We start from the raw sequence: 23,440 nt of genomic DNA, 5'->3' as shown, positions 1-23,440 counted from the left end.
CAACTGAGCTCAGCGTTAGTTGCCAAAGAGAGATTCGAGCATGATTCAAAATGAGAAGGATTTTATTGATTGGATTGACAGGCAATTAAACGAGGATCTTCCCACTCAAATTGTTGCTTTCAATATCAACATATATGAGTCTCCTTTTAATATTGAAATAGTTGGTTCCAGTGAGTTCGACCCTGAAGATGAAGATTGGACATGCAGCGAAGATTGGGTTCCTGAAAGCCAAGTAATATCCGTTTCTAATTCAATCTTCGGTAGCTCATGGGAGAAGGCGCAAGATAATATTCTTGCAATGGCAAAGCACTATATTCAGTCCAGTTCAAAAAATACGCACACGCTAAAGGCGGCAAAAGCATTTGCTGTTGGCTTTGTTGACGGTAATCTTAGCTATGTACAATAAGCAACTAACAAGCAAAGGCAGTATCGCCCCTGCGGGGCTGGACCTCGCTACGCTCGGCCGCAGCTTTGGGCGTTATAAGCACCAATGAATTCTGAGCAATATAAAAGTATTTGCGAACAACCAAATGTTTTTCGCATAGAAGAATTAAGAGAAACCTTAGATTTATTGCGTAAAGAAAATATGCCTGAGGTTTCTTTGGTTGCAAAATCAATATTAAGTCAAAAAGTTGAGAAGCCATCTTTGCATAAAGGAGGTCATCAAACTGACTTTGTTGCTTTAGAATTGTCATTTGATGAAGTTGATGCGGTATTGGATATAGTCTTTGATGCTGAAGTTAGCTCCATTCAAGGTAGTGGAGAACCAACTTCAAAAACAGAAATCTATGTCCACTTGGTAAACTTGTGGTCAAATTATCTAGAGAGTTTAGAGTAAAGTGCTTATAACAAGTTGCTCAAGTTCACTCTCTTCGTTCGTTGGGACAAATAACAGTTGGCTGTTTCGCTCCGCTCACAATTTTAGCCAACTACAATTTGCCCCTTAACAGGGCGTTATAAGGCTAGGAGATTAAGTGCAAGAGTTTAGAGCAGGGTGGGTCGCACTTTGTTAATAGATATGATCTAATAGCTTCAACCCCTTAGCTAGACAGCCATTTTGAGCATAATTGAACATTTATCAGTCGTCGAGGATACTCGATCTGACATCAATCGAAAGCATGACCTTATTGACGTGATTTTCCTTGTTATCAGTGCTATCGCATCTGGATGTGAAGGCTGGCAAGACATTGAATATTATGGAGAAGAAAACAGCATTACAATTGGTGACAGCCTACGACACTGAACGTGGTCTCGTTCTGAGTCAACAGTCGACTGAAAACAAGAATGGCGAGATTAGCGTAGTACGCCAAATGCTTGATGTTATTAACGTAAAAGACAGTGTAATCACAGTTGATGCACTACATTGTCAGCGCGATACGCTAGAGAAAATCGCTGAGAAAAAGGCGCATGTTGTCGTTCAAGTAAAGAACAATCAGCCTAAGTTAAGAGCCGCCGTTGTGGAGCAATTTCAGGCAGTCTTTGATGCAGGTAAGGAAAAAATCGTCACTGAAATCAAAGAGAAGCATCATGGTCGTAGCGAAGAACGGTACGTAGCATTATAGCGGTAGAGCGACATCGAGTAATCAACGGAAAAGAAACCGTAGATACCTCTTATTACATAAGCTCCTTGTCTCCGAATCACAAATTGTTAGGGCACTATATTCGACAACATTGGTGAATTGAAAACAGCCAGCATTCCATTTTAGATGTTGTTTTTAAAGAGGATAACTCTGGCATCCCGTTAGATGGTGCGGTAGAAAATATAGCGTTGTTTAGACGCTTCGTGATGAACATTTTGAAGCAATGCGATTGTGGAGCACCAAGCCAGAAAGTGAAGTTGAAGAAAGCTGGATGGAGCGATGATTATCGAGCCCGAGTGTTCTTTGGATTATAAATTCATCAAAGTACGCTCGCGCCCTGACTGGCTGGCAATCTTGGTCAATGTTATTAATCATCCTAAAGCCGACGTAGAAGCCGTTGAATCTGCAAAAAGAGTACATTGAGTACCAGAATAAAAAGATTTAACAAGACCAAGCAACATCAGTTGCGAGCACAAGTCTGCCATTGTTGGCGGCGTTATTCAGGGAACCGAAAATGGGAAAAATATTCGAGCTAATATCAGATGATGCGTTGGAAGAAAGTGACTATTCAGATGAGTGCTCTTTTTGTGGAGAAAAAGGAGTGCCCATTTATAAGATTACTGGCTTGTTAATAGAGCCAGGACAATACCAGTTTCAGGATATTCCGGAAGATATGGAAAATTCTGAAAGAGATGAAGCCTGTGAGAGTTGCTTAAAAGCCGGAAAAATTAAGTTGTTTTCGGAATGGGAGATAGAACCCATCCTTAAAAAGCATTGCAATAACCCCGCAGAGCAACTCGAGAAAATTAGGTCTACGCCAACAATACCGCTGTTTTTACAAGGTTTAGATTGGGTCGTATGCTGCGGCGAGCTTTGTGAATTTAAAGGTAGCCCCAAGACATATGATGAATCTATTGTGCTAGTCGATTCCTATCAATTTTGGCACAAGGGACCTGAAGATTGGAAAACATTTTGGTCTTCTGGCTTTACCCTAGAGCCAGAGTCGTTAGATGAAGTGTCAAAGTTTGAATGCCATCAATGCAACAAAAACTGGTTTATTTGGCAAAATACGTAAATGGATAACAAGGCAAAGCATTTGATGCTACGCACCAATGCTTGCGGCGTTATATTTTTTACCTAATTGGTAACACGCAAAAAAGGAAATTAGAAGATGGATTGGGCACTATTTAGTATATTTGTAACAGTAGCTATTGCACATTTTCTCGCGTTATTAAGCCCTGGGCCTGACTTTGTTCTTGTTGTTAAAAGCGCAATAAAAAATGGCCCTAAAAAGTCTATAGGAGTTGCAGCGGGTATAGCGAGTGCGAATGCATTATATATTGCTCTTTGCTTAGTTGGTGTAGGAGCATTGCTAGCAAGTACAGTAATTATAATGATTGCATTGAAAGTCGCAGGTGGTTTATTCCTTATTTATCTAGCAGTCATGGCTTTAAGAGCAAAGAAAAGTGATTATAAATATCTAGAAATTTCTGAAAACCAAACTCGCCAATCAGAGACTACATTTGCAAAAGAATTCATTACAGGTTTTATGTCTGGCATTTTAAACCCTAAAAACCTTTTGTTTTACTTAAGCTTATTTACTGTAGTCTTAACTAACGATGTTAATTTTGGTTTTAAAGTGGGGCTTGGTATTTGGATGACATCAGTTGTTTTTGTATGGGATTTGTCGGTTATTTATGTGCTATCAATAGACAAGGTGCGTCGTAAATTCTCGAAGCTAGCTTATTATATAGACAAGTGTACTGGTGTTATTTTAGGTCTCATTGGCTTCACAATAGTAAAGTCAGCATTAACCAAATAATAATAAACAAGACACCCATACTATAATAAATAAGCAATGTTCTAAGTATCATCCTACCGTTTTCATAGTGATGTGATGTTTGAATTCGTAAGTTGTTCTAGAGTGTGTTAGGGATATGGATACTTTACTTTGTTTTTGCGTCTTTTACGTAGAATAGAGGCGTGGCAATGCAGTCATTGCTGACTAACGGTAATACTATGGTTGTCCCGTCAGTGCGTGAATATTATAGGTGTCTTGTTAGTACTCAGGTTAATAGTGCGTTGCGCCGCGTGCTGGGTAAAAACTTTCCCAGTCATGTTCTCGAAAGCTTTGGCTGACGGCAATGTTTATGCGGTTTTTGTAGCTCTCAACCCCAGAGTAAGCTCAACCTCTCTAGAGTCCAGTTGTTGGCGCGGTAGATATGATGGATGTCCTGCCAGTGCGTCTATTTTTGTATGGATAGACAGTTTATTTTTCAAAAACCTGCTTTTGTGCGCGTTTAGCCATTTTAAATATCTCAATTGTGCATGGTTTGTACTGGCACGAATTCAGAAATCCTTTTAGTATCAATGAATAAGAATATACGCAGCAGAAATAACAGACCGTGGATAAATGTGAAAACGCGCATGCTTGTTTTTCCAGTTTGGTTTTTGCGGATATGAATGAAAATGTATTATTCTTCAGAAAGTTAATAGAATTTTTGAATGAGTTTAGAAATGTGTAAACGCGTATGCGCACTATTAAAATGTTAGCCATATAAATTTGTAGATGACTTTAATCAGATATAAGGGAAGTAATGGGTAAGACAATACCAGCAAAATGGGAAACTGTATGCTCAAAATTAGGATGTGATAGAACATTCGACACGTTAACGCAAGAAGTTGCACTACTGATAAAAAAATATAGTGGGTACGGACCTCGCATCAACTTGATAAATTCTACAGTCATATCAAATTTGATAGAAGTTCATACAGGCGTAAAAGTATCCAGATCAAATTGGTCTAATTATAAAAAAAATGGGAATGATTTCCTATCAAAGATTGCTGAAAGACTCAATATTAAAGTAACCAATGATAGCTGTAACTATGAGTTCAAAAAAATAGGTGATTCGTATCAAATAGAGTTTTATGAAAGTCCAGGATGCTTTACAAATAGAGCTACGAAAGTATCTACATCTGTTGAAAGTCAATATGAATATTGGTATGAAAATGGCAGTTCCAAACTCATTGGTACTAAAAAGTACTGGCCAACAAATAATGTTAAAAATGCTCTTAGAAAGAAAGGATTTCATGATACTGAATGGCCAACGAGTGTCTTTAGAGCTAAAAATTTAGCTAGTATTCTAAAAGAAAAACATATTATCCCTATTATTAATAAGTCAAATAGTCAACAAGAGTTCAATAAAGAAGTATTAAATTTAAGCAATGCTATATCTAATAAAACCATTGATAAATACAAAGCTCTTAAAGGTAATTCTGATTATATGCGATTTGAATTTACTCCGACCGAAGGCTTTCCTGCCGATATAAGGCATGTGCCCTATTTTTATATAAAATCAACAGGTTTAAAATCAAGTAAAATAGGCAAGGCGGATCTTACCTCTAATAGATTAAAAGATAACGATACAGGAATCTTAGTCCAATTAAGACAGAGTGAAGACAAGCAAATTGCTTACAAATGTGAGACGGAATTTAGAGAGTGGTTAAGAGAAACATCTAGGTTTTCTCCAAGTGGATCAACAGAAGATCACTATGATTTAACAATTAATGATTTAGTTATTTTGTTTTCCGATTATATATCTCACGCAAGCTCTTTAAATGCTTCAGTTAAAGAGGTGTATATATCGTTGTAAAATTCATCTATGGCTAATAAGTTGCTTAAACGGACAAAAAATAGCTGGCTTTTGCTCGTTCCTCGCTAATTTTAGCCAGCTATTTTATTGCCGCTTAGCAAAGCGTTAGGAGGAAAATCTTGATCAACAGAATTACAAAAATATCCGATTTTATGCTTCAGTTAGATGCTTTAAAATCTGTAAATCGCCGGACTTATATCAATGGTGGGGAGAGGGTTGAAAATTCAGCAGAACACTCATGGCATCTATCAATGGCATGTTGGGCGTTTGCTGAGATGTTAAACGACGATTACGATGTACCAAAACTCATCAAGCTTGCATTACTGCATGATCTCGGTGAAATAGGCGCTGGAGACACATTTCTTTATAGTAGCAAAAGAGATAGTGCCCACGTTGAAGAACGTGAGAGCGTAATACAAATTGCCTCGCATCCTGGCAATCCAATTGGTGATATTGTCGAGCTTTGGGAAGAACAAGAAACTGGTAAGAGTAAAGAGGCGAAATTGCTAAAGGTCATTGATCGCCTATTGCCTTTCCTTCATAACATTACCAGCGAAGGTCGAGCATGGAAAGACAATGGAATACATAAAAGTCAGGTGCTAAAAATGCATCAATTTATAGAGAATGAAAATCCTGAGATATATAGCTGGTTTATAGAAAAAATCGGATATGCGGTAGAACAAGGTTGGCTGAAAGACTCCTAACAAAAAGCTGCACGCGGAAAAATTTTACTACGCTCATTTTTGTGTATTTCGCTACGCTTCATTTTTACAAAAAACGCTCTCCGTAAAATATTCCGGTGAGATTGGCGTTATATGCTTGGAGGAAAAATGCAATTTATCGAAGTCAAAAGTAGCCAAATTCCGCTAGATTTGCTGCTCGAAGCAGATCCTTCTGAAGCGAGTATTTCATCATATTTATCCGAATCATGGTGCTTTTCTGCGCTAGATAATGAGCGTATTTTGGCGGCATGTATAGTGAAGCCAGAGCCCCAAAACCTTGCTGAAATCTTCAATGTTTCTGTATATCCCGAGTTACAAGGTCGAGGAATTGGCTCTCAATTGCTCAAGTCAGTTCTGTCTCAGCTACCAAGTAAGGGAATCACTCGTGTTGAATTGGGTACAGGTACCTTTGGTTATCAACTGACTTATTATCAGCGCCTTGGTTTTCGCGTTGACTCGATCATCAAAGATCACTTCTTACTGAATTACCCAGAACCAATCTATGAAAATGGTATTCAACACAAAGACATGTTGAGATTATACGCACAGATTTAGCACGCACATAACAAGCGTTTAAGACGGACTCCCAACGCTCGGCGGCTTCAATTCAAAGATATGCATCAGTGTTTATGACATAATGTCTTGAGTGCTGTGGTAGCGTTGCGCACCACTTAACGCGGCGTTAGCTATTTCTCGTATATAAGGGAGTTCCAGTGGTAAAAGTTCTCGTTAGTTCATGTTTGGTCGGAAACAAAGTTAGATACAATACAAGCTGTTTATCAATCCCTGATCCTGAGTTACTCTGGCTCAAGTCAAATGCTGAACTAGTGATCTTTTGCCCCGAAGTATCAGCAGGTTTACCTATTCCTAGAGCACCCGCAGAAATCATTTTTGGTAAAGGTATTGATGTGCTTGATGGTGTGGCAAACGTAGTTGGAAATGATGGTATTGATGTTACTGAACAATTTGTAAGTGGGGCAAAGCACGCTTTGGAGCTTTGTAAGAAACAGCAAATAAAGTATGCGGTACTCGCAGAAGGCAGCCCTTCCTGTGGTAGTTCAAAAATTTATGATGGTACATTCAACGGGATTAAAATCGATGGCTCAGGGGTAGCTACTGCATTGTTAGAGCGTTATGACATTAAAGTCTACAGCCAACATACGATAGCTAAACTCCGAGAGGTGTTGGAAAAACATAGCTAACAAGACGTTCAAGACGGATTCACAACGCTCGGCATTTTTAGTTTGATTCAGTTTTAGTGTTTACGTCACAATGGTTTAGGTTCGGTGGTTAGCGTTGCTCACCACTTAGCTTAGCGTTAACTGGCAAAAGGAGTATTGAACATTGGAAGAACTAATAGCCCAATATACGGGGGCTAATGAAGATCAAAGACTGACAAGACAGTATATTGCTCAGTTAGAGTTTGACACCACAATGCACAAACTCGAACCTTATTTGTCAAAAGGCAAATCGGTATGTGAGTTGGGAGCAGCTACGGGTCGTTACTCTTTAAGTTTTGCAAAAATGGGTTGTGATGTAACTGCTGTAGAGCTTGTACCTGATCAAGTTGATATTCTAAATACCAAAGCCAAATCCGAGGGCATCGACTTAAGAGTGTTTGAGGGAAATGCGTGTGACGTTTCATTTATTGAGAGTAGTTCTCAAGATGTTTGTGTGATCCTAGGGCCCCTATATCACTTGAAAACTCTGTACGAAAGAGAGCTGGCGATAAAAGAAGCTTTGCGTATTCTGAAGCCTAATGGGGTGCTAGCTGTTGCCTATATCTCACGCTATTTTGTCGCGGGGATGTTCGCTCAACAATTTCCGGAATTGATTACGCCCGAAGTACTTACCGAATTAAATAGGTATGGCACAGTTTCACACTCAAAAGCAGATAGTTTCTTTAATGTAGGGTACTTTGCCACACCAGCTGAAATTGAATGTTTGGTTCAAGACAATGGTTTTGGTGTTATCGGTCACTCCGCAACAGATGGTTTTGGACGTTATATTTCTAATGGTGTTAATGGCTTTACACCATCTCAATATCAAACTTGGTTAGATTATCACTTAACAAATTGTGATGAACCTAGTTTATTAGGTTCAAGTAATCATGGTTTAGTGATCGCTAGAAAAGCCAGTTAACAAAGTATTTAAGAGTGATTCGCAACGCTTGGCAGTTTTTTTGCTTCGCTCACACCTTAATGCGGCGTTATATGCCCCAAAATGGGCCGAATTTCTGACAATGAGGACTTACCATGTTCATTATTTCTCTCGATTATCAAGTGCCACTTGAAGAAGTAAATCGATTTATCCCTGAACACATTGATTATTTGAATGAGCAATATGATCTGGGGCACTTTCAGCTTTCAGGTCGAAAGAACCCTCGCACAGGAGGTGTAATACTAGCAACCCTAAAAGATAGAAAGGTGTTAGAAGAAATCCTTACCCAAGATCCTTTCCATCGTGAGAATATAGCAACGTATCAAGTTACAGAAATCACGCCTACAAAAGCTTCTAAAGAGTTAGCGTTTTTGTTGTAATATCGGGCATATAACAATCGCATCAAGGCGCTCGCAAGCTCTCTGGGCCCCCAAAACTACGCGGCAATTTAGTTTTGGGGCTTCGGCCAAGTTTAACCAAATCGCCGCTACGTTTCGGTGCCCCTTATGCGGGCGTTATGGAGAAAGCACATGGCTATTAAGGCAGTATATTTTGATCTAGACAATACATTAGTAGATCGCACAGCGAGTATTGAGCGGTTTGTAACTACGTTTGTGGAAAAATATGCTAGTCGCTTGCATATAACCAACACTGAAAATATTTCCTCAATAATTAAGCTTGTAGATAATGGAGGGTATTTAGCTACAGATTCAAAATACGGAAAAATTAGTGAAGCTGTTGGTTGTGAACTAAGCCGTCAACTCGATTGGAATCTTAGAGTTAGCGCTCAAGAATTAATTGATTTTTGGAAAGAAGTTTTTCCAAAAAGCGCCATAGAAATGGCTGGTGCTAAGAATTTGCTGAGAAATTTGCACGATCAGGGGTACTTTTTAGGTGTTATTTCTAACGGCGCACACGCTTCAAGAGTACAAACCTTAGCCGCTACCTCATTTTATTCACTGATTAGCCAAGTTGTCAGTTCAGAAAAATTAGGTAAGAAAAAACCAAACCCTGAGGTATTTGTTGATACGATGGCATCTCAGAGATTTAGCGCTCATGAGTGCGTGTATGTTGGGGATCATCCTATAAACGATGCTATTGGCTCACTAAATTCGGGTATGCGATCAGTGTTACTTAAAGGTTACCATTCGATGGAAAACCTTCCAGACCGCATTTTTCAAATCGAAAGCCTAAGTGAAGTGGAGTCATTGGTAAAATATCCTTAACAAGAGACTTGGCGTCCATAGCTAATTTTTGGGCGCTATTCTTATTCTACATTACACCGTCTCTTAGCATTGAATTAAGTATTACAACTATCTTTCTCTTATTATTGGCGTTACGCCAATGAGGGAAGAAGTTTTCTTATAAATGAATAAATAAGAAACCCATGCATTTAAAATGCCGTATGTATGGTACAGTTTCTTGTTATGGATATATTATGGGCGCCTTGTTAGTATCCTGTCGGAATATTGTGCCATTTAGGGATGAAAATGTTTTGTGAAAACTTAAAAAAAATTTATATACTCAACCAATCACTTCAGTGGTTTATGGTTGGTTTAATTTTGCCAATTTTAACGGTTTTTCAAGTTGAAAAAGGTCTAGATTTATTTGAAGTAGGGATCGTAATGGGAGTGTATTCGACGTCCATTATTTTACTTGAGCTTCCAACGGGGGCTTTAGCTGATACCATCGGGCGGAAAAAGGTATTTATAATCTCTGTTGTTTTGATGTTTATCTCTTTCTTCGGAATGTTAATTTCACAGGAATTTTGGCACTATATTATTTCTTTTGCATTCTTAGGAGCCAGTCGCTCATTATCATCAGGTACGATAGACGCATGGTTTATTGATGAATTTGAAAAAAAATATCCGGATGGAAACTTGCAGGAGACATTGGCAATGGTCGGTATTTTTGTCACGTTGTCACTGGGGGGCGCCTCTTTATTAGGAGGATACATACCGATGTCAAGCTTAAGCATTATCATCTCTCATATAGAAGGCTTTGACATATATTCCCTTAATTTTATGGTCGCTCTCTTTCTTGCGCTATGCCAGATGCTTCTAACATCGGTGTTAATCAAAGAAGAACGTATAGTAGAACATCAGGAAAAAGGGATATTATCAGGATTAATGGCGTTCCCTTCCCTTATTGCGACTTCCGTTCATTATGGGCTAAAAAATCATTTAGTTTTTTTGTTAATTCTTGCGTCCGTATTTTGGAGTTTTAGCCTTTCTGGCGTAGAGATGTTGTGGCAACCTAAAGCAAAAGAGGTAGCCGGTGCTGAGTTTCAAACAAGTATATTAGGAATTTTAGGATCAGGGTATTTTTTTGCTGGGGCATTAGGGAGTTATATTTCAATTCCATTATGTAGATTGTTTAAAAATGACTATGCATTCGTATTGTTTATGATGCGACTTTTCATGGGAACCGTACTCGTTATTATGGCGATATCTACAACACAGGTTGGGTTTGCTATTGCATATTGGACATTCTTTTTAATTAATGGTGTTAAAGAGTCTCCACATGCGACTATATATAATGAAGCTATTCCATCGGAAAAACGCTCCACAATGCTGTCGTTTGAGTCTTTCGTGATGCAAATTGGCGGTCTGGCTGGTTCCATATGTCTAGGTTATCTGGCAAATAATTTCTCTATTGAATATGCATGGATGTTTTCTGGTGCGCTTATAACATCCTCATCACTTATATATATTTTAGTGCGCAAACAAAGACAATTGATTGTTGAGCAACCAAGCGGGTGATTTATCACTCTTAGATTGAATTGTAAGGCGCAACAGGGTTGCTGTGATGCGCCTCATTAATTTGAACAACTCGTTAAGCGACGATGATACAATTACGACCTTGTGCTTTGGCTTTATAAAGTGCGTCATCTGCTCGCTTAAATATACATTCACTCGTGTCATCAGATTGATAGTCAGTAATGCCTAAACTGATGGTAAATTTGGGGATACCTTTTTCATGTAGATCATTGATATTTTGTTTTATTTTGTTAGCTAATTGTTTTGCTTGTTCACTGGTTAACATCGGGGCAATGATGGCAAATTCCTCCCCGCCGATTCTAAATAGTAAGTCGGTCTTACGGATTTGCCGTTGTATTTGGGTCACTAAACATTGGAGTAATTGGTCACCGACTTGGTGACCATGATTGTCATTAACCTGCTTAAAATAATCAACATCTAAAATAATTAAAGAAAATCGATATTCTCCATTTTCTGCCAAGTTAATTTGGTTTTTAATTTGTTCATCCCATTTGTAGCGATTATATGCCCCTGTCAGCTTATCTTGAGTGAGCAAAAATAAGAGTTCTTGTTCAAATTTCTTATGACTTGTTCTTTCATGATTTAAGCGCGAAATAGCGATATTAATATCATACTCTAAGGTCGCTAATTCGTCTTTTGAGTTAACGTGGTTAGGTAAATTAATTGGCAATTCTTGTTGTTCAAAAGACGTATTTAATGTGTCTACGTTTGATTTAATGCGCGTAATGCGCGTCATGATAACTTTTACAATATAAATGGTTAGGCCTAACCCGATCAATAGGGCACATAGCACCAGAAAAGCGCCAATCAATAAAAGATCGTTCTCATGTTGATTGATATAATTTGCATCATCGCTAGCCAATTGATTCAGTTCGAAAATTATTTGTTTTTGTGCATCTTCAAGTTCATCCGCTATTTTTTCAACGTCGATACGTTCTTGATCAGTGAATGAATCTTGTTTGTAGATGGTGTCTAGCAAGCGCTCGAATTGATCACTTTTTTGTGCATAGCGTTTGATGGCGTGGGTAACCTTTTGGTGTGCCTCTGGTTGTAAATACACTTTATTTTCTGATAATGAATGGTTAATCAATGATATGGCTTTATCGAGGAGCTTTTTTACTTTTTGTTTTTCGAAGATAAACTGTTGGTATTGGCTCTCGGTAGAATTTTTGGCCGCTTTTTCCAACTGATATTGCTCAAGGCGTAAATGTTGCTCCAGTTCGATAAACTCGACTTGTCGCATCCATTGGCTTAATGGCATATCAATATAGGCCACGACACTCATCTCTTTTTCAATTTGTTTGATTTTATATACAGAAAATACGATGAGACAAAGCATAAAACTGAGTAAAAAAACAAATAACCCGCCAATTTTTTGCTTTATGGATGTATCAGACCAACTAAAAAGCGACATTATAGCCTCTATCTATTAAACCAATTTGGTGAAAAATAAATAATAAAAATAAACATGATGTATATGTTAACAAAAAGCAATATTACTTTTAAGTACTTTAATCCTAAGCTTAGGAAAATAGGCTAATTTTTGCGAAACAATAAATAATATCGCTATATTTTAAAAATGAGCGGTATGTGGTTAATCATTATATCGTTCATTGATGATCGCCATTTTATATGATGTTGCTTCAAATAATGCCATTGATTTTTGTAGCGTTAGATATGAGTCCAAACCGGGTGAAGTCAAGACTGGCGACCATATTGCGTTTCAGCAATAGGTTGTGGGTTAGTAAAATCTACAGTTCATCAACGTTGTGGTTGAGCGTTTGTAGCCGGTGAAGCTTGAAGCGAAGAGGCTTTCTTTTCTTCAATCCATGTATAAAATCTGTTCAATATATTCGCAACTCTCAAAATGATTAAAAATTCATTTTATTTACTTGATTATGCATGGTGATTTGTGCAGAATGGATTCATACCTTAACGAATCAACAGATGGTTGCAGTTTCGCAATCAGGATTGACTGGAATGACTATGAAAAAATCACTATTTGCCGTACTACTTGCAGGAATCGCATTTACTTCATCGACGATGGCAGCAACACAAGTTCGCCTTGGTGTGAATCCTGGCTATGCTCCATTCGAATACAAAAAACCGGATGGCTCGCTAGCAGGTTTTGATATTGACCTTGGCAAAGAGATTTGTAAACGTATGGATGCAGATTGTACTTGGGTTGAAAGTGATTTTGATGGCTTAATTCCTGCTCTTAAAGCGAAGAAAATGGATGCGATCCTTTCTTCTATGTCGATCACGCCAGCCCGTCAAAAACAGATTAACTTCTCTGATAAGTTATATGGTACACCAGCGCGTTTGATTACTGCGAATAAGGTAACGCTGAAACCGACAGTAAAATCACTCAAAGGTAAGCGTGTCGGTGTATTTCAAGGCACAACAGCAGAGACTTACGCCAAGCAAATGTGGGCGAAGCAAGGTGTGGATGTTGTGACTTACCAAAGCCAAGACATTGTGTATGCGGATTTGGTGAATGGTCGTCTGGATGCCGCATTCCAAGATGCAGTTGCCGCAAGTGATGGTTTCCTTAACCGCCCAGTAGGCAAAGACTTCCACTTTAGTGGCCCAGAAGTCAACGACCCAGAATACTTTGGTGTTGGCGCAGGTATTGGTGTACGCAAAGCCGATACTGAGCTACTAGCGAAAATCAATAAAGCACTAGCGGCGATGCATAAAGATGGTACTTATCAGGCCATTGCGAAAAAGTACTTTGATTTTGACATCTATGGTGGCTAATCACTCAAAGAGTGAACCAATTGAAGGCAGTGCCAGGTGGCTCTGCCTTTTTTATATCTGCCAGATCGTAATTCAGAGTGAGCAGTGAATAGGATAAGGCTTATACGCTTTTGAGATTATTGCTCATCGATATGATGACCTCTGTTGCTAAGCTTTGCTCTTCCTGAGTGAGATGGTTTAACGCCTGTTGTGATAAGGCTTGTCGGATGTCGCTTATTTGTGTAAATGTCGCAAATCCTAACGGCGTTAAAGAGAGCCAGAACTGACGCTTGTCATTGGGGTTTTGCTGACGTTCTAGTAAGTCGATTTTGACTAATTCATTAATTAAACGCGTGATTTGAGCTTTGTCTTTGCCGGTAATCTCTACAATTGTGTGTGCGGTACATGGCTGATGTTGTCCAATTTGTAGTAACACAATACTTTGGAAAAAAGAGCAGGGAATACCTTGCTCGTGAAGACGTTCACTCATCCGTTCTCGAATAAGTTGGTTCACTAGGTGTAGATGGTGTTCAAGAGAGGTCATAGTCATAAGGTTGATATAGTCAACTATCATCGGTATAGTTGACTATATCAACTAAGAGACGATTTGGACATGATGAAAATCAAAAAATTCTTTATTATTTATACGGCGCCAACGTGTATTGTCGCCACGATTTCTTTTTTTATGACGTACCTCAATCATGGTATGACACAAGACTTTTGGATGGAGTGGGCGAAAGCGCTCTGTGTGTCACTGTGTGTTATTTTACCGATTGTTGGCTTTATGCTGCAAAATATCGGTCAATTTGTGGCAAAGCGTTTTATTGGCTTTTCTCTCCTCACACAGAAACTTGTGCAATGTTTATTGATTGCATTGAGTATTGAGTCGATTTTATCCCTCATAGCAACCATCACGACGGCGCAGAGTGATAGCGTATTCATGTTTTTACAAATATGGCTAATGACGTTACTCAAAGCGCTGCCATTAGGCTATGTGATTGGGATGATGATGGTGTTTGTGGTTAAGCCGCGTATGCAAAAAGCACTATCAAAATTAGCGACATAACCGATATGGAGCCTGCCGGTGTGGCAGGCTCATGTGATCTAATTCCTTAAAGCCCTGGGCGCTGCTCATAGAGGTTATCTTGCGGATCTTTGGTATTATCTCCAGCCGTTTGTACTAAATGATCGCTGGTAAACATCCATTGGCGAACATCATCATACGTTGAAGATGCGGATAACCCCGGCATCGCACTATTGGTGACTGTTGGAGTGGGGTAAATAATCGACCAGAAGTAAAGCCAGACTGCAGAGCTGTGTTTTTCAGAGATCTGAAACTGGTTAAAGAAGCCGGTTTTGATTTCTGTAAATGCCACAGAATTGGATAGTTCTTTGTTTTCATCGCCAGCAAATACGCTGGATGTCACGATCGATGAACGGTAAGAGTCAATAGCCATACCGGCTGATTTTAATCGGTTAACAATTTCACGTGCTTTTTCACCGACCCATGCACCGTTGAGATAGTCTTTAGAATGGTTCGAGTAGAAAGGGTCAAGTAACGAGACACGATTAGGCACTTCATAGCTTGTTACTTTGCCTTGCTGCTGCGCGGCCACTAATTGGTCTGCCAATCGTAACGCCACTTGGTTACCCAAACTATGTCCCGCCAGGCGAAGCTCAGGTCCTGTATAATATTGCATAGCTTGTTCGTAGCTTTCTAGCAGGATATCAACCACGTTTTGGTTCGGACCTTGATGATAATCACCGTTGCTATCTAACCAGCGCATATTACGTGGGCCTGTGGCCGTCCAGATTTTAGCTTCCGCATCTTTCACTTCAGATTCATCGGCGAATTGATCCCAATATAAGATACCTACGTTGTAGCCTTCACTGCGCCATAGGTTGGCAAAGTCTTCATCTGGCCAGCCATTATTATCTTCAAAATAGACCGAGCGATCGCGATCGGTAATATGCCCTTTTTGCCAGCCATGAATAAAAATTAAGGTTGGCTTATTGGGGTCATAAAAGCGGCTACCGTGGCTGGTTTCAGCGGATGACTTTTCGTATTGGTTATTCGCACCAAACCAGTACAGGCCATAGCTGAGATTATCAAAAGTTGCCGTTGGAAAAATCCCTGTTTTCGCATAGGCACTTAACGATAAGCACAACGTGAGTATGGTTAACATAATATTTTTAATCATTTAGTTCCCTTAATGAGTATTCAATGGATGGTGTGGTTAGGGCATCGTTATATTAAATAACATTGATATTAAATAATTCTCATATTAAAAACGTATGTCAGTGGTGATTATTTAATAACTATGCGAACAAACTCTCATAATTTGAGAATAATGATGGGGAACCTTATGAGGTAATAATGGGCAATTACGCCCATTACTGTTGATTTGAAATGATTAATACCGGGCCTTCTGCCGCACACAAAATATCTTTAGTATGACTGCCTAGCCAAAATCTCAAAAAACGAGAATGTGGTGATGCAGAAATAACGAGCAATGAATCTGGACGTGAAAGTTGATAATTCGCCAACTCTTGGGCGACATTGCCTTGTAATTCGGTGACAGAAACCTCTTTCCCATTCGCAACCCAATATGCCTCGGCATCTTGAAAATAATGACGTTCTTCTTCATTGGCATTAACGATAACTAAATCCAATGGCATCGAGTGTAAGAGTGGCATCAATAGTATTTTACGAATAAAGGCTAAGTTATGAGAGCGGCCATCAAAGGCGACGATACAACGGCTTGGCGCTTTTGTTTGTCGTTGAGCGATCAATAAATCAGTTTGCGTAGAGGTCATGACACTTTCTAAGTAATCAGGGAGTTTTTCTTGCATACCATGATGATTTTCAATCATAAATAAATCCGTGCTTTCTTGGTACTCACTGAGTGTCTGTTTCCATGTGCCATGATGAATATGCATAACGTCAGACGTCAGTCCCGCATCACAAAGTTGCCGATGAATCGGCTGCAGCATCGTTTGTTCTTGCTCGAGTTGTGCTTGCGCAATGTGTTCATCTGCGTGGAGGAGTGGCTCAATGGCTTCGTTATGCCCTTCAAATTCAGGGCGAGCCTCACCGTCTTTCATCACTCCAGCACAAGTGGCGGTGCGATAAATCAATTGGATGGGAAGCGCCGTTTTTTGCGCGGCCCAAATGGTGAGACTGACCAACTGATCGGGTAACTGTTGCTCGTCAATACAGACGGTCAAGTATTGCTTCATGGCCACTCCCTTTAGTTATGCGGCTTAATTTGATTATGGTTTTAGCATAGCTGGTGTTGGACAAACTCGGTAGTTTTTAGCGTGGCGATGACTATGATATTGAGCGGTTAATCAGTATTATCATGGGGTCTTTATGTCGTGTCTGAATAGGGTAAAACGATGGATATACCTTTAACGGTGGAGCTGCGTTCCTTTGTACAGCGAGTTGGGCGCACCAGAGCCACACAATTGCGAGATATGGCTCAGCAGCATGGCTGTGAAATGCAGCGAATTCGGCGCTCTCGCCATTGGCAAATACAAGGTAACGCTCAACAACTCAAGCAATTTTGCCAGCAATGGCAAAGCCTCGGATTAGACACAGAGTGCTCTATGGTGGCTCGTATTTTGGGCGAATTGTCCAAACCTGCCATGATATCTAACGAGGATAAATCGGCGGTTCTATTACAATTAGTGAAAGAGAACAGCGCATTAACGATTGCAGAATTAATGGCGCAAACGGATTGTACCCTGAGTGAAGCGCGGGAGGCGCGGAGCGCTGCGGATGATGACTGGGCCTTGTGAGCTGTCACATAAATATCAAGGGGATGTAACCTAATCGTCAACCCAAATCACTAGTCTAATACTGTCGGCTAGTTAAAGGGAGACGATATGACTTCAAGCAAACGTCATTGCCATGCGATTTGGTTGTCCGATTTACATTTGGGCGAAAAACATTGCCGAGCAGAATATTTATTAAAATTTTTGCAAAATCATGAAAGCCAGTATCTTTTCCTGGTCGGTGATATCGTTGATATGCAGGCCTTGCGTCGCCGTTGGCACTGGCCAAAGGCGCACCAAAAGGTGTATGAACTGTTATTAAATAAAGCGAAGCAAGGTACTAAAGTGGTGTACATTCCCGGTAACCATGATATTCCTATGCGCCGTTATGATGGTGAAAGTCTGCAAGATATCGAAATTCATAAAGAATATATTTATCATAGCCCTGTGCATGGCCGCTTACTTTTGCTCCACGGTGATATTTTTGACCGTGATATGTGTGCAAGCCGTTTTGATGAAGTTCTTGGCGACTATGCCTATGATGTTGTGCTTGGCTTGAATAGTCTGTGGAACTATGGGCGACGTTTGTGTGGGAGGCCATATCAGTCGGTGGCTCGCACGCTTAAACAGTGTTCAAAAAAAGCGGAAACGGCGATGGAGCGTTTTCGTCAATTAGCGGTACAACGAGCTCAGCAAGCGCAAGTCGATGGTATTGTGTGTGGTCATATCCATAACCCGGAGTTGGGTTATATCGATAATACCTTGTATATGAATACGGGCGATTGGGTAGAAAATTGTACCGCGATTCTGGAACACAAAGATGGCCGGTTGGAACTGTGCCACTTTTCTGAGCAAGCGCAGGCCATTGGTGATTTAGTCCCACATTTTGAATCGGCTTAAGCGTTAACGAGAGAGTGACTGACATATAGACATTTTCGATATAAAAAAGACATCGTGTTAGGCCACGATGTCTTTTTTATTGGGAATTTTTTACGTCATGCTAAGTGAGTTATCTTGTTAAGACTGCGCATAATGACGCTGCTGTGTGCGTTGCCAAGGACGCATAAACACGAGCAAAATAATCACGGCATAAAGCATCGACCAGCCCAAACATAAGAAAACTAACGTACACAGCAGTAATGACAAACGTGCAAGATGACGAGCCTTCCCGGTTAATAGGCGAGTTGCCGCCAGCATGGCCAGTAAATAGATCATGACAAACACGCTGTTGGCGAGCTTTAGAAAGATCGAGAGATCGAGTTCTGTCACGAGCCCTAAAACGCAAGAGGCGGTGATCACAGCAAAGACCACGTACGTGGCTCGTACTGGCACTCCTCGAGATGACACGGATACCAACGCGCTGGAAGGTCGGTATTGACGAGCTTGCGACAATACCATGCGTGATAAACTTTGCGTGTATAAGTTAACACTAGCAAAACAGGCAAAAAAGCCCAGAATACTGATCACTAGGGCCATGTTTGAACCAAACAAATGATCGCTTAGCCAAGGGATAGAGCCATTATCAAAATGACTGCTGCCATAAGCATGAAACTTTAATATCACCACGGTACACGCCCAATATACGCATCCGGCAATAAAACAGCCTGCCAAAATCGCAATCGGAAAGTCTCGCTGTGGGTTTTTAAATTCTTCGCCCATGTGGGCAAATGCTTCAATGCCCACAAAACACCAAAACATCACTGCCAATGCTTCGCCAATCGAGATAGCATCTTGGGCATGTAAGGTTGGCATGACCAAATCGTCTAGGCCGATATTACCTTGCCAAAAGAATCCACCAATCAGCGCAAAGATACATAATGCAATCAGAGACTGGAGTTGCCCAGAAGATTTACTGCCCATGAGATTAACGATCAATAATAAAGCAATCGTAAGCAGTTGCGCGGCCCAATCATGAGCTAAAAAACTCGGTAAAATGGGCTTTAAAAATCCGCCGGCCAGTGCAATGGCGGGAGGGATCCCCACGGGCATGATACTCATAAATAACCATGCTACCGCATTTTCTAGTCGTTTATTAAATGCTCTGCGCACAAAATAGGCTGTCCCGCCCGCATTAGGGTAATGCTTGCCCATCGTGGCAAAGGTAAGGGCAATGGGACAAATCGCGATAAAAAGAATACACCATGCCCATAAGGTCAGTGAGCCCGTGATCCCCGATGCTATCGCCGGAACCATAAATAACCCCGTACCTAGCAACGTTGTTGCAAGCTGACTGATGCCTGAAAATAAAGTGATGTCTTGTTTCAGCTGGTGCATTGTTGATCCTAAAGGTCGCTGAGAACTGAGTTATGTGGCCTATAGGGTAACTAGCCAATTACAAAGTATCTAGTCATATTTTATGCATTGTTATACATTTTTGATAAAGTGCGAACGTACCCACCAGTTGATTGAGTGACTCATTAATAAACAACTCAATAATGCTGCGTTGCAAGACAACGGTGTCGTGACAATAAAAAGATCACGGTTGTGTGACGCTTTTTGAGTCAACGCTTTGCAGTGAACAGAGTCACGAGTATGATAGATTGATATATCAAGGAGTTAGTATGAAAAAAACGGAACCTTTTAAAGCCGCATTATTTGATCTCGACGGCACGTTAATTGACTCGCTGGAGGCGGTAACGCGCTCATGGACGCAATTAGCTAAACGTCATGATCTGAATGTACAAACCGTGTTTAACATTATTCATGGACGACCCGCCCGCGAATCACTCAGTCTTTTAATGCCAGAGAAAACGGCCGAGGAGATTGATGAAGAAATGAATTGGTTAGAAAATTTAGAAGCGAGTGACACTCAAGGCACGAAAGTATTGACGGGTACGGTTGAGTTTCTTCAACTGCTCAACCAACATGAGGTGCCATGGGCGATTGTGACTTCTGGAACCTCTCCCGTAGCGATGGCTCGAATTAAAGCGACGGGGATTCCTCGACCTGACTGCATCATTACCGCTGATCAAATTACACGCGGTAAGCCTCATCCGGAACCTTATTTACTGGGAGCAGAGCGCTTAGGTGTCGCGATTGAAGATTGTATGGTATTTGAAGATGCGCCAGCCGGGATTGAGTCAGGGCGAGCGGCAAATGTCCAGTTAATGGCAATCCTCAGCCATTACACCCAAGCGGCGCTCAATGTTGAGCATGCGGTGCCATCGCTGGCTAACATCACCTTACTAGAGCAAACAGCGCAAGATGACCAAGCCTGTGGCTGGGTCTTAGGTTATTAAACACCGGTATCATTTACTTTTTTAGCGTAGGACAAAACATGACATTGGCCGAATGGTTTTCTCTATTTTTGATTAGTTTACTTGGAGCAATGTCACCTGGGCCAAGTTTGGCTATGGTGATGAAACACAGCTTAGCAGGAGGGCGAAAAAATGGCTTGGCGACCGCTTGGGCCCATGCTTCAGGGATTGGGATTTATGCGATCGTTACTTTAACGGGATTAGCCGTGGTGTTGCAGCAGAGTCCGTTATTATTTGATGTGATTACCTATGCTGGCGCCGCTTACTTAGCTTATTTGGGCGTTAATGCGTTACGTTCACGTGGCGGTATTGCTGAGCGTATGGCAAGCGGTGAAGCGGTCAGCGTGTGGCAATCTGCCAAAGAAGGCATCTTGATTTCCATACTTAATCCCAAAATCGCGCTTTTTTTCATCGCATTATTCAGTCAATTTGTCGCGATAGGCCATGATATGGCTGCGAAAAGCCTCATTGTGATGACGCCTTTTGTGGTCGATGGACTGTGGTATACGTTGATTACCTTAATGTTGTCTTATGCGGGGATTTTAAAAGTACTCAGAAATAATGCGGTCCTGATTGACCGATTATCCGGTGTGGTGTTGATATTACTCGCCTTACGTGTGGTATGGGGATAATGTCAAAAGTAAGTCATCCGTGACTTACTTACGGTGTATTTCTTCATATTCACCTTCAATGACCTCATGTGTGGCATCATCAGGCTGTTGTTTGTCTTTTGGCTGGTGGAAGGTATTACGATTGAGTTTTTTACCTGAAATAGCCGCCAGTATCGCAAGAGGCACAGCAATGAATAGGCTAAATGCCAGAGCAAAGAAAGCGACTGCGATGGTTAAAATTGCAACGATAAATCGATTCATAATGTATGCCTTTCCTGTTAGTGAGCTTAAACCTTAACAAAGGTGATATGAATTCAACATGAATGTTTGGTTATTTTGCGTAAATTGTCGTTTGGGTGTGTTGGATGAGTGAATGCCATGGGAGTTTGTTTTCTTGATAACTTGGTTTTTAATCACTTGGCATCACTTTGACCTAACACAGTATAAGCCTCAATCTTTTTCTTTACTATAGAGCGTCATTGAAACGCTATTGATAGGACGTAATGTGTATATAGAACAACTCATGATGCTACTTGCGGTTTTTGAACGTGCGGCGCTGATGCTTATGACCCTCTTCCTATTAACGCGCACGCATTTATTTCAATCGATTGTGATCAAGCGCCACCGCCGTCCTTCAGAAATTGCGGTTGTTTCAGCGTTGTTTATTTTCTTTGCCGTACTGAGTACCTATACCGGCGTCAATGTATCAGGGTCGCTCGTGAATGTGCGGATCATTGCCATTATGTCTGGAGGCATTTTGTTTGGGCCTTGGGTTGGCATACCTGCCGGTATTATTTCTGGTGTTCATCGCTATATGATTGATATTGGTGGGCCAACCTCCATGGCTTGTCTGATTACCAGTATTTTTGCTGGTATATTAGCCACATGGATTCATTTGCGTTGCCCGAAAAGCCAATATGCAAAGTGGGGCATCGCGGCGGGCATGTTGTGCGAAGTCATCACTATGGCTCTGATTTTATTGATAAATGATGATGTATTATTGGCACAATCAATTGTAAGTAACATTGCGATGCCGATGATTTTTGGCACTGTGTGTATTGGGCTTATCATTACTCTAGTGCAAGATTTGGATGAAGAAAAAGATAAAGTTGCCGCCACTCAGGCCAAGCTGGCGTTAAATATTGCCAATAAGACGTTGCCTCATTTTCGTAAAGCAGATAGAGCATCTTTAGTGAAAGTCTGCGCGATTATCCGTAATGAAACTAATGCGGACGCGGTAGCGATTACCGATACGCAAGATGTTAAAGCCTATGTGGGCGTCGGGCAAGAAAACTACTTGGATGCCCACCACAAAATTAGCTATATGACTCAGCAAGCGGTCAATCTCGGTAAACAAATCATCAGCAATGATCTTAACGTGCATCATTTCCATTCATTATTGATTATTCCGCTTTGGGAGAATGGACAAGTGACCGGGACATTAAAAATCTTTTATTGTCAGCCGCATCGGATACGCCAGTCGTTACGTGAAATGGCGATTGGTTTATCACAACTGATTTCTACACAAATTGAAGTGTCAAAGATTGAGCAACTGAAAACGATGGCAAGTAAAGCCGAGTTTTCTGCACTACAAAATAAAATTAATCCTCATTTCTTATTTAATGCGTTAAATGCCATTTCTACATTAGTGCGTATACAGCCGGACCAAGCTCGCCAACTGATTGCCAACTTGGCCGATTTTTTGCGTTTTAACTTAGAAAAAGGCGAAGGACTTATTGATATTGAAGAAGAAATTCAGCAAGTCAGAGATTATGTCGCGATCGAAAAAGCTCGGTTTGGTGATAAGTTAGAGGTGATTGTCGATGTTGATCCGGTGCACTTTTTGATTCCTCCTTTGCTGATCCAGCCATTAGTGGAAAACGCCATTCAACATGGTGTTGTCCCGCTTGGTGCGCCGGCTCAAGTGATCATCGCAGTAAAACAAGAAGCGGAAGGCGTCAAAATTACCGTTAAAGATACAGGAGCAGGAATGCACCAAGACATGATTAATAAAGTCTATCAAGGTACGATGGACAGCCATCGTATTGGGTTGGTGAATGTACATCAGCGGGTAACGCTATTATTTGGCGAAGGGCTGATGATTCAACGAACCCATCCGGGCACGGAAGTTTCTTTTTATGTTAAGACAAACGGATAAGTT

General features: G+C 40.7%; 26 protein-coding genes and 1 pseudogene. 21 read left to right on the top strand and 6 right to left on the bottom strand.

Annotated features, from left to right (window positions below):
- Positions 1-40: 40 nt before the first annotated feature.
- From OCU30_RS16455 to OCU30_RS16390, 14 genes and pseudogenes are all read left to right on the top strand, one after another.
- Positions 41-406, top strand: coding sequence for a hypothetical protein (locus OCU30_RS16455; RefSeq protein ID WP_077314886.1), 366 nt, complete (start codon positions 41-43; stop codon positions 404-406).
- 84 nt (positions 407-490) lie between these two features.
- Positions 491-838 (top strand): hypothetical protein, encoded by a 348-nt coding sequence (locus OCU30_RS16450; RefSeq protein WP_077314887.1) that lies wholly within the window; start codon positions 491-493, stop codon positions 836-838.
- 219 nt (positions 839-1,057) lie between these two features.
- Positions 1,058-1,894, top strand: a pseudogene (locus OCU30_RS16445) (ISAs1 family transposase).
- Positions 1,860-2,003 (top strand): hypothetical protein, encoded by a 144-nt coding sequence (locus OCU30_RS16440; RefSeq protein ID WP_162494406.1) that lies wholly within the window; start codon positions 1,860-1,862, stop codon positions 2,001-2,003. The pseudogene OCU30_RS16445 and the gene OCU30_RS16440 overlap by 35 nt, the downstream one beginning before the upstream one ends.
- A gap of 91 nt (positions 2,004-2,094) precedes the next feature.
- Positions 2,095-2,655, top strand: coding sequence for a hypothetical protein (locus OCU30_RS16435; protein WP_077314888.1), 561 nt, complete (start codon positions 2,095-2,097; stop codon positions 2,653-2,655).
- A gap of 96 nt (positions 2,656-2,751) precedes the next feature.
- A complete protein-coding gene (locus tag OCU30_RS16430) occupies positions 2,752-3,402 on the top strand; it encodes a LysE family translocator (RefSeq protein ID WP_077314889.1) in 651 nt (216 codons plus the stop codon).
- Between the two features lie 775 nt (positions 3,403-4,177).
- Positions 4,178-5,233 carry a hypothetical protein gene (locus OCU30_RS16425; protein WP_077314890.1) on the top strand — a complete coding sequence of 352 codons (1,056 nt, stop codon included), beginning with the start codon at positions 4,178-4,180 and terminating at the stop codon, positions 5,231-5,233.
- Between the two features lie 119 nt (positions 5,234-5,352).
- Positions 5,353-5,937, top strand: a complete 585-nt coding sequence (locus OCU30_RS16420; protein WP_205408815.1) for an HD domain-containing protein — start codon at positions 5,353-5,355, stop codon at positions 5,935-5,937.
- A gap of 126 nt (positions 5,938-6,063) precedes the next feature.
- Positions 6,064-6,510: a GNAT family N-acetyltransferase gene (locus OCU30_RS16415; protein WP_077314891.1), complete on the top strand. Its 447-nt coding sequence runs from the start codon at positions 6,064-6,066 to the stop codon at positions 6,508-6,510.
- A gap of 158 nt (positions 6,511-6,668) precedes the next feature.
- A complete protein-coding gene (locus OCU30_RS16410; protein ID WP_077314892.1) occupies positions 6,669-7,157 on the top strand; it encodes a 2-thiouracil desulfurase family protein in 489 nt (162 codons plus the stop codon).
- Positions 7,158-7,299: 142 nt separating this feature from the next.
- A complete protein-coding gene (locus OCU30_RS16405; RefSeq protein ID WP_077314893.1) occupies positions 7,300-8,097 on the top strand; it encodes a class I SAM-dependent methyltransferase in 798 nt (265 codons plus the stop codon).
- Positions 8,098-8,210: 113 nt separating this feature from the next.
- Positions 8,211-8,495: a YciI family protein gene (locus OCU30_RS16400; RefSeq protein WP_077314894.1), complete on the top strand. Its 285-nt coding sequence runs from the start codon at positions 8,211-8,213 to the stop codon at positions 8,493-8,495.
- 150 nt (positions 8,496-8,645) lie between these two features.
- Positions 8,646-9,341 carry an HAD family hydrolase gene (locus tag OCU30_RS16395; RefSeq protein ID WP_159439146.1) on the top strand — a complete coding sequence of 232 codons (696 nt, stop codon included), beginning with the start codon at positions 8,646-8,648 and terminating at the stop codon, positions 9,339-9,341.
- A gap of 264 nt (positions 9,342-9,605) precedes the next feature.
- Positions 9,606-10,877, top strand: coding sequence for an MFS transporter (locus OCU30_RS16390; RefSeq protein WP_159439147.1), 1,272 nt, complete (start codon positions 9,606-9,608; stop codon positions 10,875-10,877).
- Positions 10,878-10,950: 73 nt separating this feature from the next.
- Here OCU30_RS16390 and OCU30_RS16385 read toward each other — a convergent pair whose 3' ends face one another.
- Positions 10,951-12,309 carry a GGDEF domain-containing protein gene (locus OCU30_RS16385; protein ID WP_077314897.1) on the bottom strand — a complete coding sequence of 453 codons (1,359 nt, stop codon included), beginning with the start codon at positions 12,307-12,309 and terminating at the stop codon, positions 10,951-10,953.
- Between the two features lie 572 nt (positions 12,310-12,881).
- Between OCU30_RS16385 and OCU30_RS16380 the strand changes: the two genes are divergently transcribed.
- Positions 12,882-13,655: an ABC transporter substrate-binding protein gene (locus OCU30_RS16380; RefSeq protein WP_077315113.1), complete on the top strand. Its 774-nt coding sequence runs from the start codon at positions 12,882-12,884 to the stop codon at positions 13,653-13,655.
- 100 nt (positions 13,656-13,755) lie between these two features.
- On the opposite strand, the gene OCU30_RS16375 is transcribed toward OCU30_RS16380, so the two are convergent.
- Positions 13,756-14,124 (bottom strand): MarR family winged helix-turn-helix transcriptional regulator, encoded by a 369-nt coding sequence (locus tag OCU30_RS16375; RefSeq protein ID WP_159439148.1) that lies wholly within the window; start codon positions 14,122-14,124, stop codon positions 13,756-13,758.
- A 123-nt stretch (positions 14,125-14,247) separates the two neighbouring features.
- On the opposite strand from OCU30_RS16375, the gene OCU30_RS16370 reads away from it, so the two are divergent.
- A complete protein-coding gene (locus OCU30_RS16370) occupies positions 14,248-14,700 on the top strand; it encodes a DUF2798 domain-containing protein (RefSeq protein WP_077314899.1) in 453 nt (150 codons plus the stop codon).
- Between the two features lie 46 nt (positions 14,701-14,746).
- Here OCU30_RS16370 and OCU30_RS16365 read toward each other — a convergent pair whose 3' ends face one another.
- Together OCU30_RS16365 and OCU30_RS16360 are read right to left on the bottom strand one after the other, a co-directional pair.
- The gene (locus OCU30_RS16365) at positions 14,747-15,835 is read right to left on the bottom strand and encodes a hypothetical protein (RefSeq protein ID WP_077314900.1); all 1,089 of its coding nucleotides are present in this window, start codon (positions 15,833-15,835) and stop codon (positions 14,747-14,749) included.
- A 193-nt stretch (positions 15,836-16,028) separates the two neighbouring features.
- A complete protein-coding gene (locus tag OCU30_RS16360; protein WP_077314901.1) occupies positions 16,029-16,874 on the bottom strand; it encodes a universal stress protein in 846 nt (281 codons plus the stop codon).
- Positions 16,875-17,033: 159 nt separating this feature from the next.
- On the opposite strand from OCU30_RS16360, the gene OCU30_RS16355 reads away from it, so the two are divergent.
- Together OCU30_RS16355 and OCU30_RS16350 are read left to right on the top strand one after the other, a co-directional pair.
- Positions 17,034-17,435 carry a ribosome recycling factor family protein gene (locus OCU30_RS16355; RefSeq protein ID WP_077314902.1) on the top strand — a complete coding sequence of 134 codons (402 nt, stop codon included), beginning with the start codon at positions 17,034-17,036 and terminating at the stop codon, positions 17,433-17,435.
- Positions 17,436-17,522: 87 nt separating this feature from the next.
- Positions 17,523-18,311, top strand: a complete 789-nt coding sequence (locus OCU30_RS16350; protein ID WP_077314903.1) for a UDP-2,3-diacylglucosamine diphosphatase — start codon at positions 17,523-17,525, stop codon at positions 18,309-18,311.
- Between the two features lie 117 nt (positions 18,312-18,428).
- Here OCU30_RS16350 and yjeH read toward each other — a convergent pair whose 3' ends face one another.
- The gene (yjeH, locus tag OCU30_RS16345; RefSeq protein ID WP_077314904.1) at positions 18,429-19,685 is read right to left on the bottom strand and encodes an L-methionine/branched-chain amino acid transporter; all 1,257 of its coding nucleotides are present in this window, start codon (positions 19,683-19,685) and stop codon (positions 18,429-18,431) included.
- Between the two features lie 287 nt (positions 19,686-19,972).
- Here yjeH and OCU30_RS16340 point away from each other — a divergent pair, with 287 nt between their 5' ends.
- On the top strand, positions 19,973-20,650 hold the full coding sequence (locus OCU30_RS16340; protein ID WP_077314905.1) for an HAD-IA family hydrolase: 678 nt from the start codon (positions 19,973-19,975) through the stop codon (positions 20,648-20,650).
- Between the two features lie 38 nt (positions 20,651-20,688).
- A complete protein-coding gene (locus OCU30_RS16335; RefSeq protein ID WP_077314906.1) occupies positions 20,689-21,300 on the top strand; it encodes a LysE family translocator in 612 nt (203 codons plus the stop codon).
- Positions 21,301-21,324: 24 nt separating this feature from the next.
- On the opposite strand, the gene OCU30_RS16330 is transcribed toward OCU30_RS16335, so the two are convergent.
- A complete protein-coding gene (locus OCU30_RS16330; protein WP_077314907.1) occupies positions 21,325-21,540 on the bottom strand; it encodes a hypothetical protein in 216 nt (71 codons plus the stop codon).
- A 262-nt stretch (positions 21,541-21,802) separates the two neighbouring features.
- Here OCU30_RS16330 and OCU30_RS16325 point away from each other — a divergent pair, with 262 nt between their 5' ends.
- Positions 21,803-23,437 (top strand): LytS/YhcK type 5TM receptor domain-containing protein, encoded by a 1,635-nt coding sequence (locus tag OCU30_RS16325; protein ID WP_077314908.1) that lies wholly within the window; start codon positions 21,803-21,805, stop codon positions 23,435-23,437.
- Positions 23,438-23,440: the final 3 nt, after the last annotated feature.

Origin of the sequence: Vibrio palustris (assembly GCF_024346995.1) — a bacterium.
Taxonomy (GTDB): Bacteria; Pseudomonadota; Gammaproteobacteria; order Enterobacterales; family Vibrionaceae; genus Vibrio; species Vibrio palustris.
Note: the sequence above shows the minus strand (reverse complement) of the source record. Positions and strands in the feature narration are given on the sequence as shown.

Coding starts and splice junctions, on each gene's coding strand:
- OCU30_RS16455 (WP_077314886.1), top strand. CDS start 41: ATGATTCAAAATGAGAAGGATTTTATTGATTGGATTGACAGGCAATTA.
- OCU30_RS16450 (WP_077314887.1), top strand. CDS start 491: ATGAATTCTGAGCAATATAAAAGTATTTGCGAACAACCAAATGTTTTT.
- OCU30_RS16440 (WP_162494406.1), top strand. CDS start 1,860: ATGATTATCGAGCCCGAGTGTTCTTTGGATTATAAATTCATCAAAGTA.
- OCU30_RS16435 (WP_077314888.1), top strand. CDS start 2,095: ATGGGAAAAATATTCGAGCTAATATCAGATGATGCGTTGGAAGAAAGT.
- OCU30_RS16430 (WP_077314889.1), top strand. CDS start 2,752: ATGGATTGGGCACTATTTAGTATATTTGTAACAGTAGCTATTGCACAT.
- OCU30_RS16425 (WP_077314890.1), top strand. CDS start 4,178: ATGGGTAAGACAATACCAGCAAAATGGGAAACTGTATGCTCAAAATTA.
- OCU30_RS16415 (WP_077314891.1), top strand. CDS start 6,064: ATGCAATTTATCGAAGTCAAAAGTAGCCAAATTCCGCTAGATTTGCTG.
- OCU30_RS16400 (WP_077314894.1), top strand. CDS start 8,211: ATGTTCATTATTTCTCTCGATTATCAAGTGCCACTTGAAGAAGTAAAT.
- OCU30_RS16395 (WP_159439146.1), top strand. CDS start 8,646: ATGGCTATTAAGGCAGTATATTTTGATCTAGACAATACATTAGTAGAT.
- OCU30_RS16390 (WP_159439147.1), top strand. CDS start 9,606: ATGTTTTGTGAAAACTTAAAAAAAATTTATATACTCAACCAATCACTT.
- OCU30_RS16385 (WP_077314897.1), bottom strand. CDS start 12,309: ATGTCGCTTTTTAGTTGGTCTGATACATCCATAAAGCAAAAAATTGGC.
- OCU30_RS16380 (WP_077315113.1), top strand. CDS start 12,882: ATGAAAAAATCACTATTTGCCGTACTACTTGCAGGAATCGCATTTACT.
- OCU30_RS16375 (WP_159439148.1), bottom strand. CDS start 14,124: ATGAGTGAACGTCTTCACGAGCAAGGTATTCCCTGCTCTTTTTTCCAA.
- OCU30_RS16370 (WP_077314899.1), top strand. CDS start 14,248: ATGATGAAAATCAAAAAATTCTTTATTATTTATACGGCGCCAACGTGT.
- OCU30_RS16365 (WP_077314900.1), bottom strand. CDS start 15,835: ATGATTAAAAATATTATGTTAACCATACTCACGTTGTGCTTATCGTTA.
- OCU30_RS16360 (WP_077314901.1), bottom strand. CDS start 16,874: ATGAAGCAATACTTGACCGTCTGTATTGACGAGCAACAGTTACCCGAT.
- OCU30_RS16355 (WP_077314902.1), top strand. CDS start 17,034: ATGGATATACCTTTAACGGTGGAGCTGCGTTCCTTTGTACAGCGAGTT.
- OCU30_RS16350 (WP_077314903.1), top strand. CDS start 17,523: ATGACTTCAAGCAAACGTCATTGCCATGCGATTTGGTTGTCCGATTTA.
- yjeH (WP_077314904.1), bottom strand. CDS start 19,685: ATGCACCAGCTGAAACAAGACATCACTTTATTTTCAGGCATCAGTCAG.
- OCU30_RS16340 (WP_077314905.1), top strand. CDS start 19,973: ATGAAAAAAACGGAACCTTTTAAAGCCGCATTATTTGATCTCGACGGC.
- OCU30_RS16335 (WP_077314906.1), top strand. CDS start 20,689: ATGACATTGGCCGAATGGTTTTCTCTATTTTTGATTAGTTTACTTGGA.
- OCU30_RS16330 (WP_077314907.1), bottom strand. CDS start 21,540: ATGAATCGATTTATCGTTGCAATTTTAACCATCGCAGTCGCTTTCTTT.
- OCU30_RS16325 (WP_077314908.1), top strand. CDS start 21,803: ATGATGCTACTTGCGGTTTTTGAACGTGCGGCGCTGATGCTTATGACC.